Genomic DNA, 12,469 nt, shown 5'->3' on the forward strand with positions numbered 1-12,469 from the left:
GCATCTGCCGGGGTTCGGGGAGGGTGGAGGCCGTCCTCGGCGGTTGACGGGTGACAAATGCATCCTGTATTCATTGGTCGTTCATCCCTACGGATCTGTGAGGGGCACCGTGGCCCTTGATGAAGCGACCAGGGCGTTGTGCGAACGGATGGCCGCGCAGCGCTGGAAGCCGTTGCACGAGATGACCGTCGCCGAGGCGCGGGCGTTGCCGAAGGACCTGGCCGCCGCGGCGGAACCGCCTTCGCTTCCGCCGGTTTCGCGGGCCGAAGACCACCACGTGCCGACCCCCGGCGGAGGATTCGCCGTTCGCGTCCTCGTTCCGCGAGGAGCGGTGCGCGGCGTGCTCGTCTACTACCACGGCGGCGGCTGGGTGATCGGCGAACTCGAGCAGTACGAAGTGCTCGGCAGGCTGCTGGCGCGCGAAACCGGGTGCGCGGTGGTCGTCGCCGAGTACCGGCTGGCGCCGGAGCATCCCTACCCGGCAGCGCCGGACGACGCCTGGTCCGCGCTGGTCTGGGCGGCGGAACGGGCGGAAAGCCTGGCCGGGGCGGGCGCGCCGCTCGTCGTCGCGGGCGACAGCGCGGGCGGAAATCTCGCCGCGGTCGTGGCGCAGCGGGCCCGCGACGAGGGCGGTCCGGAGCTGGCCGCGCAGGTGCTGGTGTATCCGGCGACCGACGCGGACCTGGACCGTCCGTCCTATCGGGAGCCGGAGAACCAGCTGCTGGTCAGCCGGGACAGCATGGTCTGGTTCTGGAACCACTACCTGCCCGATCCGGCCCGGCGCACCGATCCCGCCGCCGCTCCGTTGCGTGCCGCGACCCTCGCCGGACTGCCGCCCGCGATCGTGCTGACCGCGGGCCACGACCCGCTGCGCGACGAGGGCGAGGAATACGCCCGCCGTCTCGAAGCCGCGGGAGTTCCGGTGCGGGCCAAGCGGTTCGCCGACCAGATGCACGGTTTTTTCACCCTGGCGGGCGTGCTCCCGGGCAGCGCGGAGGGAATCGGCTTCGTCGCTCGGCAGCTCGATCCGTTGCTCCGCCCGAAATCAGCGAAGGAGACCTCATGAGCTTGCTGCGCCCCCGCGCTTCGGTTCCCGAGACCACGAGCACGCGGGAACTGGACGCGCTCATCGTGGGAGCGGGCTTCTCCGGCATGTACCTGCTGCACCGGCTCCGCGGGCTCGGCCTCGCCGCGCGCGTCTACGAGCGCGGCGAGGACGTGGGCGGAACCTGGTACTGGAACCGGTATCCCGGCGCCCGGTGCGACATCGAAAGCGTCGACTACTCCTACTCGTTCTCCCCGGAGCTGGAGCAGGAGTGGGAATGGAGCGAGCGCTACGCCGCGCAACCGGAGATCCTGCGCTACGCCGGCCATGTCGCCGACCGGTTCGACCTGCGCCGGGACATCCAGTTCGGCGCGCAGGTGCTGTCCGCCGAGTTCGACGAGGCGGCCGGCCGGTGGCACGTGCGCACCGACCTCGGCGAGCTGATCGTCGCCCGCTACGTCGTGCTGGCCACCGGCTGCCTGTCCGCGGGCAACGTCCCGGAGCTGCCGGGCAGGGACGCCTTCCGCGGCGAGACCTACCACACCGGGGACTGGCCGCACGACGGCGTCGACTTCGCCGGCAAGCGCGTCGGCGTGCTCGGCACCGGTTCGTCGGCCATCCAGTCCATTCCGCTCATCGCCGAGCAGGCCGCGCACACCGTCGTCTTCCAGCGCACGCCGAATTTCAGCCTGCCCGCGCACAACCGGCCGCTCACGCCGGAATTCCGCGCCGAGGTGAAGCGGGACTACCCGCGCCGCCGCGAGATCGCCCGGCACAACTCGGGCGGGGTCACCCGGGCGGATCCGGAGATCGGGGCGCTGGAGGTGACCGACGAGGAGCGCCGGGAGATCTACGAGCGGCAGTGGCGCGCCGGCGGGCTGAACTTCGCGTCGCTGTTCAACGACCTGCGCACCGACCGGGCGGCGAACGAGACCGCCGCGGAGTTCATCCGGGGGAAGATCCGGGAGATCGTCGAGGACGCCCGCACCGCCGAACTGCTCAGCCCGAAGGACTATCCCTTCGGAGCCAAGCGGCCGTGCGTCGACACCGGCTACTACGCCACGTTCAACCGCGAAGACGTCCAGCTGGTCGACCTTCGCACGGAACCGATCGCCGAGATCACCCCGCACGGCGTCCGCACCGCCGCGGCGGAGTACGAAGTGGACTGTCTGGTGTACGCGACCGGTTTCGACGCGATGACCGGCGCGGTCAACGCGATCGACATCCGCGGCCGGGGCGGGGAATCCTTGCGCGAGGCGTGGGCGGCGGGGCCGCGGACCTATCTCGGCGTGGGCTGCGCGGGCTTCCCCAACCTGTTCCTGATCGCGACGGTCGGCAGCCCGTCGGTGCTGAGCAACATGATGACTTCGATCGAACAGCACGTGGACTGGGTCGCCGACTGCATCGGCCGGCTGCGCGCCGAGGGATTCGACACCATCGAGGCGACCGAAGAAGCGCAGAACGAATGGGTGGCCCACGTCAACGAACTCGCCGCGGGCACGCTGTTCCTCGACGCGGCGTCGTGGTACCTGGGCGCGAACATCCCGGGCAAACCCCGGGTCTTCATGCCCTACGTCGGCGGGGTCGGCGTCTACCGCGAGCTGTGCGACCGGATCGCCGCCGAGGGCTACCGCGGATTCCGCCGGACGGTCTCGGCCGTTGCGGCGTGATCAGGCGGGGTCGCCGGCGTTCTCGCTGGGCCGGCCGAGGACGATGTCGGACGCGGAGGCCGCGCGCGTCTTTTCGTCGACCTCGGCCGCCATCTCCCGCACCCGCCGCGCCGCCGCGGCCGGGTCCTGGCGCTCGACCTCGGCGAACACCCTGGCGAACCCGTCCAGCCAGACCGGCCACAACGCGCTCGCGCCGGAGAGGCCCATGAATCGCTGCCCGCGCCCGAAAACCAAGCCCCACAACGCGGTCAGCTCGTGGTTGCCGGCCAGCGCCATCGGCGTCTGGAAGAACCCGCCGACCGCCTCGACCGCGGTGGCCGCCTGGTTTCGCTCCACGGCCGTGCGGAGCGCCGCGAGATGGTCGCGCATCTGGTCGACGTCGCCGATCGTCATCCGGGGAATCGCGCGTTCCAGCGCGGCGCCGAACAGGATGAACTGGACGTCTATCGTCGCGAGCGCCTCCTCGAGGGTCATCCGCGCGACGCGCCGCCAGCGGTTGGGCGAGACCTCGACGAGCCCCTCCTGGGCGAGCTGGGCGATCGCCTCCCGCACCGGCGTGATGCTGACCTTGAGCCGGGCGGCGATCTCCGCGTCGCGCAGCACCTCTCCCGGGGCGAGCGCGCCGCCGATGATCTCGGCGCGCAGCTGCCGGAGCACGGCTTCGCCCCGGGTCTGGGGCGGATCGAACGACATGCGGCCACTTTACCGTTCCGCCCCGCCCGGGCGGCGGCGACCGAAAATCCGAGAGGGACAGCAGTGACCACAGCGACGACGACCGAGGTGTTGCCCGCGGTCCGCGAGTTTCTGGCCGCGCCGAAGAAGATGCTGATCGGAGGGGGCTGGACCGGCGCGGTGTCGGGGGAGACGTTCGGCACCGTCGACCCGGCGACCGGGGAGACGTTGTGCGAGGTCCCGCGCGGAACCGCCGCCGACGTCGACCGGGCGGTGCGCGCGGCGCGGACGGCGTTCGAGGGCCCGTGGTCGCGGATGCGGCCGAACGCCCGCGAACGTCTCTTGTGGACAGTCGGCGACCTGATCGAGGCCAGGGCCGGGGAATTCGGGCAGCTGGAATCGCTCGACAACGGCAAATCCGCGCTGATCGCGGAAAAGGGAGATGTCGCGCGAGCCGCGGAGTTGTTCCGGTACTACGCGGGATGGGCCACCAAGCTCGAGGGCCGCACCGTGGACGTCTCCATGACCCGCAGCCCCGGCGGCGAGTTCCAGGCGTTCACCTTGCGCGAGCCCGTCGGAGTCTGCGGGCTGGTGGTCCCGTGGAACTTCCCGCTGCTGATGGCCGCGTTCAAGCTCGCGCCGGCGCTCGCGACCGGCAACACGGTGATCCTCAAACCCGCCGAACAGACTCCGCTGACCGCGTTGCTGCTCGGAGAGCTGTTCGAGGAAGCGGGATTCCCGCCCGGCGTCGTCAACATCGTCACCGGGTTCGGCGACGCCGGCGCCGCTCTGGCCGGACACGACGGAGTGGACAAGATCGCGTTCACCGGGTCGACCGCGGTCGGCAAGAAGGTGGTTTCCGCCGCGACGGGCAATCTGAAGAAGGTGTCGCTCGAACTCGGCGGCAAAAGCCCGAACATCGTCTTCGCCGACGCGGACTTCGAAACCGCGGTGCCGGGGTCGGTGAACGCGTGGCTGAGCAACCACGGCCAGGCCTGCGTGGCGGGGACCCGGCTTTTCGTCGAGGACAAGATTTTCGACGAGTTCACCGCGGCGGTGGCCGAGGAAGCGGCGAAGGCGCGGCTGGGGCCCGGACTCGATCCGCGCACCCAGGTCGGGCCGCTGGTGTCGCAGGAGCAGCTGGACCGCGTCACCGGCTATCTCGCCCAGGGCGCGGCCGACGGGGCGCGTGCGCTGACCGGCGGCGGACGCTGGGGGGAGCGCGGTTTCTTCGTGGAACCGACTGTCCTGGTCGACGTCCGGCCGGAGTTCAGCGTGGTCCGCGAAGAGATTTTCGGGCCGGTCGTCTGCGCCTTGCCGTTCTCGGCCCGCGACGGGCTGGACGAGATTGTCCGCGCTGCCAACGACACTGTCTACGGGCTCGCCGCCGGGGTGTGGACCCGCGATCTGTCCCGCGCGCACCGGATGGCCCAGCGGATCAAGGCCGGATCGGTGTGGGTCAACCAGTACAACGCCACCGATTTCGCGCTTCCGTTCGGCGGCTACAAGCAATCCGGCTGGGGCCGCGAGCTCGGGCCGGACGCCATCGACCTCTACACCCAGACCAAAGCCGTCAACATCGCGCTCTGAGCGGCGCGGGAAACGGAGACCCAGCATGAAGACCAAGGCAGCGGTGCTGACCGGGCCGGGGCGGCCGTTCGAGGTCATGGAACTGGACCTGGACGGGCCGCGCGAGGGCGAGGTGCTGCTTCGCTACACCGCGGCGGGGCTGTGCCATTCGGACCTGCACCTGCCCGACGGCATCATCGACGCCCGGTTCCCGATCGTGCCCGGGCACGAGGGCGCGGGCGTCGTGGAGGAAGTCGGCCCGGCGGTGACCAAGGTGCGGCCGGGCGACCACGTCGTGTGCAGTTTCATCCCCAGCTGCGGGCATTGCCGCTACTGCTCGACCGGACGCCAGAGCCTGTGCGATCTCGGCGCGACGCTGACCGAGGGGAGCATGCCCGACGGTTCGTTCCGGTTGCATCGCGGGGGACAGGACTACGGAGCGATGTGCATGCTCGGCACCTTCGCCGAGTACGGCACGGTCTCGGAGAGTTCGGTGGTGAAGGTCGAACCGCATCTGCCGCTGGAAAGCGCGGTGCTGGTCGGGTGCGGCGTGCCGACCGGGTGGGGCACCGCGGTCTACGCGGGCGGCGTCCGTCCCGGCGACACCGTGGTGGTGTACGGGATCGGCGGCATCGGGATCAACGCGGTGCAAGGGGCGGCCCATGCCGGCGCGAAGAACGTGGTGGCCGTGGATCCGGTCGCGTTCAAACGGGACACCGCGCTGAAACTCGGTGCCACGCATGCGTTCGAGACCGCCGAGGCGGCGCACGCGGCCATTGTGGACCTCACCCGCGGACAGGGCGCCGACGAGGCGCTGGTGACGCCGGGCGTGGTCGACGCGGAGGTGGTGACTGCCGCGTTCGAGGCGCTCGGCAAGGGCGGAACCATGGTGCTGACCGGGATGGCCGGGCGGGAGGACGTCAACGTCCGGCTCCCCGGGCAGATGATCACGTTGTACGAGAAGACGATCCGGGGCTCGATGTTCGGCTCGGCCAATCCGCAGCACGACATCGGCAAGCTCCTCGGTCTTTACGAGGCCGGCGTGCTGAAGCTCGACGAGCTCGTCACCGCGAAATACCCGCTGGACCAGATCAACGAGGGCTACCGGGATCTGCGCGAGGGCAAGAACATCCGCGGTGTCGTGCTTCCGCACGCGTAGCGGAGCGAGGAAGACAGGGAGAAAACGGTGATGAGCAAGAACGTTCCCGGGTCGGCGACGGAGATCCGGCTCGCGTCCCGGCCCTCGGGCTGGCCGTCGGAGGAGAACTTCGCGGTCGTCGAGGCGCCGGTGGCCCGGCCCGGTCCGGGACAGATTCTGGTGCGCAACGAAATCATGAGCGTCGACCCGTACATGCGGGGCCGGATGAACGCCGGCGCCTCCTACGTGCCGCCGTTCCCGGTCGGCGAAACGCTGACCGGCGCCGCCGCGGGGGAGGTGGTGATCAGCGAAGCACCCGGGTTCGAGCCGGGACAGAAAGTCGTGCACTCTCTGGGCTGGCGTGAGTATGCTGTGGTCGACGCGGCCGCCGCGACCGCAGTGTCTACAGTGGACGCACCGCTGGCGGCCTATCTCGGAGTTCTCGGAGGAACCGGGTTCAGCGCGTACGTCGGCCTGTTCGAGCACGCGGCTTTCCGGCCCCGGGACACGGTGTTCGTGTCCGGTGCCGCGGGCGCGGTCGGTTCCCTGGTCGGCCAGATGGCGAAGCTGCGGGGCGCGCCCCGGGTTATCGGCAGCGCGGGGTCGGCGGACAAGGTGCGGTATCTGGTGGACACCCTGGGCTTCGACGCCGCGTTCAACTACCGGGACGGCTCAGTGGCGGAGCAATTGGCCGCCGCGGCGCCGGACGGGATCGACGTGTACTTCGACAACGTCGGCGGCGATCATCTCGAAGCCGCGATCGGCGCGCTGAACGTGGGCGGGCGGATCGCCGCGTGCGGCGCGATCTCGCAGTACAACGCGACCGAGCCGCCGCCCGGTCCGCACAACATGTTCCTGATGGTGACGAAACGGCTGCGGCTGCAGGGCTTCATCGTCAGCGACAGCGCGGAACTGCGGCCGGACTTCGTGCGCGAGGTCGGAACCTGGCTGCGAGAAGGCCGCATCCGGGACCTGCAGACCACTGTGGACGGACTGCGCAAAGCCCCTTCGGCGTTCCTCGGGATGCTGCGCGGGGAAAACGTCGGAAAGATGCTGGTGACTGTCTGAGTTTCGGGTTTCGCCGGGGGTGAAGAAACAGTCAACGGGGGCCTGAGCACGCAAAGGAGCGTGTCATGACAGCCGTATCCAGTTCCGGGGACACCGGGCGCAGAGTGGATCCGGGCAGGCGGCGCAAGGCGATCGCCGGCGCTTACCAAGGGTTGCTGGTCGATTTCATCGACATCTACCTGCCGGTGATCGCCCTCGTCCCGGCCATCGGCTATTTCCAGCCGGCCGACCTGTCGCCCGCGATCAAGTCCACGATCTATTTCGTCACCTACGCGGCGACGCTGATCGGACGGCCGATCGGCGCACTGCTGTTCGGCTCGATGGCGGACCGGGTGGGGAGGCGGCGCATCACGATGGTCTCGGTCACCGGATTCTCGGTGTGCACGCTGCTCATCGGCTTCCTGCCGGGCTACCAGACGCTGGGCGGGTGGGCGATCGTCCTGCTCATCGGGCTGCGGTTCGTGGACGGGATTTTCCTCGGCGGCGAGTACACGGCCGCGGTTCCGCTGGCTTACGAGTACTGCGACCGGCGCAAACGCGGTTTGGTGGGCGGCGTGCTCGCCGGCGCGTACTGCGCCGCGTTCGTGCTCATCTCGGTGCTGACGCTGATCATGCTGAAGATCGCGCCCGCCGGCGGGACCAGCAGCCCGTATGCCCAGTGGGGCTGGCGCGTCTCGTTCTTCTTCGGCGCGGCGTGCGGATTCGCTTTCCTGCTGTACCGGCGCAAGCATCTGCCCGAATCCGATCTGTGGGAGAAATCGGCGAAAACCCGGTCTCCGCTGCGCACCGTCATGTTCGGCCGGGACCGGGCGTCCTTCTGGCAGGTTTTCGTCCTCATGACGGGCTTGTGGCTCACCTCGTCGATGGTCGCGTCGGTCGTGCCGGACAAGCTCAAGAACTTCCACCAGATCGACGCGACGACCGTGACGTGGACGCTGCTGGTGACGAATATCGTGCTGTACGGAGGTTTCGTGGCTTCCGGCGTGGTGAGCCAGCGCGTCGGGCGGCGCCGGTTCCTCGCGGTGATGGGCGCGGTGATCGCGGTGCTCGGCAGCGTGGCCTACTACGTGTTCATGTCCGGGAACCTCGCCGGGACGTTTTCGGTGCTCGCGGCCTCGGTCGTGGTGCAGGTCCTGATCACTTCCGTTTTCGGCGTCGCCACGGTGTACGTCAACGAACGGTTCGGCACCAGCGTCCGCTCGTCCGGGTTCGCGATGGGGTACAGCCTGTCGTTGCTGCTGCCCAGTTTCTACAGTTTTTACCTGCTCGGCCTGGGACAGCTGCTTCCGGAATCGCTGACGGCGGTGCCGCTGATCGCGCTGGGCGGAGTGCTGATCGTCATCGGCGCCCTGTGGGGACCGGAGACCAAAGATCTCGAGTTCCGGCCGACGGGCCGGGTTGCGGAGGCAGCGAATGACCTATCGTGACACCTACGAGCGCAGCATCCGCGAACCGGCGGCGTTCTGGTCGGAAGCGGCTCGCGCGGTCGACTGGATCCGCCCGCCGGAACGGATCCTGGACGAGACGTCCGCGCCGCGGTACCGGTGGTTTCCCGACGGCGTGCTCAACACGTGTTACAACGCGCTGGACCGGCACGTCGAAGCGGGCCGCGGCGACCAGGCGGCGCTGCACTGGGAATCGCCGGTCACCGGCGGGCGGACGCGGTTCAGCTACCGGGAACTGACCGAGGCGACGGCGAAGTTCGCGGGGGTGCTGCGGCACCTCGGGGTGCGGCGCGGGGACCGGGTGCTGCTCTACCTGCCGATGATTCCCGAAGCGGTGATCGCGATGCTGGCGTGCGCGCGGATCGGCGCGGTGCATTCGGTGGTGTTCGGCGGTTTCGCCGCACCGGAGCTGGCGGCGCGGATCGACGACGCCCGCCCGGCGGTGCTCGTGACCGCGTCCTGCGGGATCGAACCCGGCCGGATCGTCGAGTACCAGCCTCTCGTGGACACCGCGCTCGGGCTCGCCGCGCATCCGCCGGAAACCACGATCGCGGTCCAGCGCCCGGAAAAACCCGCGGACTTCGGCGGCCGCGCGCTCGACTACGCGGACTTGATGGCATCAGCGGACATCCCGCCCGCCGAGTGCGTCCCGGTCGCCGCGACCGATCCGCTGTACATCCTCTACACCTCGGGCACCACCGGGAAACCGAAGGGAATCGTCCGGGACAACGGAGGGCATGCCGTCGCGCTGAGCTGGTCGATGGCGAACATCTACGACATCGGGCCGGGCGACGTCATGTTCACGGCCAGCGACGTCGGATGGGTGGTGGGCCATTCGTACATCGTCTACGGGCCGCTGCTCGCCGGGGCGGCCACAGTGCTGTACGAGGGCAAGCCGGTCGGCACGCCGGACGCGGGCGCGTTCTGGCGGGTCGTGGCCGAGCTGAAAGTGCGCACGCTGTTCACCGCGCCGACCGCGATCCGGGCGATCCGCAAGGAAGACCCGGCCGGGGAGCACGCGCGGCGGCACGACACCAGCAGCCTCCGCCAGCTCTTCCTCGCGGGCGAACGCCTCGACCCGGCGACTCGCGAGTGGGCGGCCGGAACCCTCGGCGTGCCGGTGACCGACCACTGGTGGCAGACCGAGACGGGATGGGCCATTACCGCGCAAGCACGAGGCATCGAGCCGGATCCGGTCGTGCCGGGCCCCGTGCCGATGCCGGGCTACGCGGTGGAGGTCCTGGACGACGACGGCGCGCCTCTCGAAGCCGGGCGGGAGGGCGCGGTCGCGATCAAGCTGCCGTTGCCGCCCGGGACTCTGCTCGGGCTGTGGGGCGACGACGAGCGCTACGTGAAGGGATATCTCAGCGAGTACCCCGGGTATTACCAGACCGGCGACGGCGGCTGTCTCGAAGAGGACGGGCGGCTGGTGGTGCTCGGGCGGACCGACGACGTGATGAACGTGGCCGGGCACCGGTTGTCGTCCGGGCAGATCGAGGCCGCCGTCTCCGAACATCCGGCGGTCGCCGAGTGCGCGGTCGTCGGAGTGCGCGACGAGCTCAAGGGCCAGCTTCCGCGAGCACTGGTCGTGGTGAAGGAGGGCGCGGACGCGGCGGGCCTCGAGCAGGAGCTGACCACGCTGGTGCGCGCTCGGGTCGGGCCGATCGCGACGCTGTCCGGAGCGGACGTGGTGCCCGGATTGCCCAAGACCCGGTCGGGCAAGATCCTCCGGCGCGTTCTCCGGCAGCTTCTCGACGGGGAAGCCGTCGAAGCTCCTTCCACGCTCGACGACGTTTCGGTGCTGGAGAATCTCCGCGCCGTCCTGCCCGTGCGGTCCGGAATGGATCGGAAGTGAACGCTCAGGCCGTTCCTCGCTACGAAATCGCCGCGATTCCCGGCGACGGGATCGGCCGCGAGGTCGTGGAACCGGCGATCGAAATCCTCGACCAGGCCGCCTCGCAAGGGGATTTCGCCCTCTCCTGGACCGTGCACCCGTGGAGCTGCGAGCACTGGCGGCGGCACGGGAGCATGATGCCCGCCGACGGACTGGACCAGCTTCGGCCCGCCGACGCGATTTTCCTCGGCGCGGTCGGGGACCCGGCGGTTCCGGACCACGTGTCGTTGTGGGGCCTGCTGATCCCGATCCGGCGCGCGTTCGACCAGTACGTGAACCTGCGTCCGGTGCGGCTGCTCCCCGGGGTCGAGAGCCCGCTCCGGCGCGGGGGCGCGATCGATTTCGTTGTCGTCCGCGAGAACAGCGAAGGGGAGTACAGCGAGGCCGGTGGCGTGCTGTGGGGCGGGACCGAGCGGGAGACCGTGCTCCAGGAATCCGTCTTCACCAGGACCGGGGTGGAGCGGGTCCTGCGCTACGCCTGCCGCCTGGCCGAGCGCCGGGGCGGGCGGCTGGTTTCGGCGACCAAGTCGAACGGCATCGTGCACACGATGCCGTTCTGGGACCGCGTCTGCGCGGAAGTCGCTGCCGATTTCCCCGGGGTGCGCGTCGATTCGCAGCACGTCGACGCGCTCGCGGCGACCTTCGTGCAGCGGCCCGAAACCCTGGACGTCGTCGTAGGGTCCAACCTGTTCGGCGACATCCTGAGCGACCTCGGCGCGGCGGTCGCCGGCGGCCTGGGCCTGGCCCCGTCGGCCAACCTCAATCCGGAAGGCCGCTTTCCGTCGATGTTCGAGCCCGTGCACGGCTCGGCGCCGGACATCGCGGGCGAGGGCGTGGCGAACCCGCTCGGCCAGATCTGGACCGGCGCGCTGATGCTGGAGCACCTCGGACGCCCCGAAGCCGCGTCGGCGGTGCTCGGCGCGATCGAGGACGTGCTCCGGGACACCCCGGTCCGCACCCGCGACCTCGGCGGAACCGCGAGCACCGCCGAGGTCGCTCGCGCGGTGTCCCAAGCCCTGCGCGACCGCCGCCCGGGATGACCCCCGGCGGGCGGCGCCGGCCCGACGCCGCCGCCCGCCGCCGGATCAGAGCCGGCCGAACGCCTCCACGACCCGGCGGGCGGCCGAGTGCGCGCTGGCCGGGTTGGCTCCGGTGACGACCCGGCCGTCGGCGATCGAGAGGTCGTCGAACGGATGTGCCGGAGCGACGTACTCGGCTCCGGCCGCGGCCGCGCTGTCCTCGATCAGCGGGGCGCCGTCCTTCTTGATCCGGTCGAGCAGCCCGAGGTCGATCTCGCCTTGGGTGGTGAACCCGGTGACCCGCTTGCCGTCGACGATCGGCTTGCCGGTTTCCTTGTCGCGCACGTACGGCAGGATCGCCGGGCCGTGGCAGATGGCGGACACGATCCCGCCGTTGTCCCAGATCCGCTGGGCGACCGACTGCAGCGCGGTGGCGCTGGGGTAGTCGCAGATGGCGGCGTGCCCGGCGGCGGCGAAGAAGACGCCGTACTCGTCGGGGTCGACGTCGGCGGCCTTCTTCAGGTTCTTGTTCAGGCTGACGCTGAACGGCGCCTCCGGATCGCGGTAGACCGCTTTGTCCTCCTCGGTGAGGAACTGGTCCTCGGTGGAGTGCGCGTCGAGCCCGAAGCTGCCGGTCTCGCTGACCAGGTCGACCTCGAACCCGGCCTCGGCGAAGACCGAGTACGGATGCAGCGCCTCGGTGTAGAACAGGCCGGTTTCCGACCCGTCGTCGTAGAACTCGAAGTGCTTTGCGGGAATGGCGATGAGGGCCTTCTTCGGCAGTGCCACGATGCCTTCCTTTCCCGGCCGATGCACCAGGCCGGACAGTGGTTCCGACGCCCGCTTCCGTCGCGGGCATCTGCCTGGGGGAACGAGGCGTGCCGGGCCGGGCATCCCGGCGCGAGGGAATGCTGTCGCCGGGAACTGCCCGCGTTGTGCCGGGGAACAA

The 12,469-nt window shown here is 70.1% G+C and carries 10 protein-coding genes; 8 read left to right on the top strand and 2 right to left on the bottom strand.

Annotated elements, in window-relative coordinates; translation table 11 throughout:
* Positions 1-109: 109 nt before the first annotated feature.
* Positions 110-1,066: an alpha/beta hydrolase gene (locus F9C12_RS34325; protein ID WP_409463175.1), complete on the top strand. Its 957-nt coding sequence runs from the start codon at positions 110-112 to the stop codon at positions 1,064-1,066.
* Complete coding sequence (locus F9C12_RS34330; protein ID WP_409463176.1) at positions 1,063-2,715, top strand: flavin-containing monooxygenase; 1,653 nt, start codon at positions 1,063-1,065, stop codon at positions 2,713-2,715. The genes F9C12_RS34325 and F9C12_RS34330 overlap by 4 nt, the downstream gene beginning before the upstream one ends.
* Here F9C12_RS34330 and F9C12_RS34335 read toward each other — a convergent pair whose 3' ends face one another.
* A complete protein-coding gene (locus F9C12_RS34335) occupies positions 2,716-3,408 on the bottom strand; it encodes a GntR family transcriptional regulator (protein ID WP_409185910.1) in 693 nt (230 codons plus the stop codon). It abuts the gene before it with no gap.
* 129 nt (positions 3,409-3,537) lie between these two features.
* Here F9C12_RS34335 and F9C12_RS34340 point away from each other — a divergent pair, with 129 nt between their 5' ends.
* From F9C12_RS34340 to F9C12_RS34365, 6 genes are all read left to right on the top strand, one after another.
* The gene (locus F9C12_RS34340) at positions 3,538-4,977 is read left to right on the top strand and encodes an aldehyde dehydrogenase family protein (protein WP_409467120.1); all 1,440 of its coding nucleotides are present in this window, start codon (positions 3,538-3,540) and stop codon (positions 4,975-4,977) included.
* A gap of 25 nt (positions 4,978-5,002) precedes the next feature.
* On the top strand, positions 5,003-6,115 hold the full coding sequence (locus tag F9C12_RS34345) for an NDMA-dependent alcohol dehydrogenase (RefSeq protein WP_409185911.1): 1,113 nt from the start codon (positions 5,003-5,005) through the stop codon (positions 6,113-6,115).
* A gap of 30 nt (positions 6,116-6,145) precedes the next feature.
* Entirely contained in the window at positions 6,146-7,162 is a 1,017-nt protein-coding gene (locus F9C12_RS34350) for an NADP-dependent oxidoreductase (protein WP_409185912.1), read from the top strand.
* Between the two features lie 65 nt (positions 7,163-7,227).
* Complete coding sequence (locus tag F9C12_RS34355) at positions 7,228-8,589, top strand: MFS transporter (RefSeq protein WP_409463177.1); 1,362 nt, start codon at positions 7,228-7,230, stop codon at positions 8,587-8,589.
* Entirely contained in the window at positions 8,576-10,462 is a 1,887-nt protein-coding gene (locus tag F9C12_RS34360) for an AMP-binding protein (RefSeq protein ID WP_409463178.1), read from the top strand. Before F9C12_RS34355 ends, F9C12_RS34360 begins: the two co-directional genes overlap by 14 nt.
* Positions 10,459-11,541, top strand: coding sequence for a tartrate dehydrogenase (locus F9C12_RS34365; RefSeq protein WP_409463179.1), 1,083 nt, complete (start codon positions 10,459-10,461; stop codon positions 11,539-11,541). Before F9C12_RS34360 ends, F9C12_RS34365 begins: the two co-directional genes overlap by 4 nt.
* A 45-nt stretch (positions 11,542-11,586) precedes the next feature.
* Here F9C12_RS34365 and F9C12_RS34370 read toward each other — a convergent pair whose 3' ends face one another.
* The gene (locus F9C12_RS34370; protein ID WP_409463180.1) at positions 11,587-12,309 is read right to left on the bottom strand and encodes a DJ-1/PfpI family protein; all 723 of its coding nucleotides are present in this window, start codon (positions 12,307-12,309) and stop codon (positions 11,587-11,589) included.
* Positions 12,310-12,469: the final 160 nt, after the last annotated feature.

This window comes from Amycolatopsis sp. GA6-003 (assembly GCF_046267895.1).
Taxonomy (GTDB): Bacteria; Actinomycetota; Actinomycetes; order Mycobacteriales; family Pseudonocardiaceae; genus Amycolatopsis.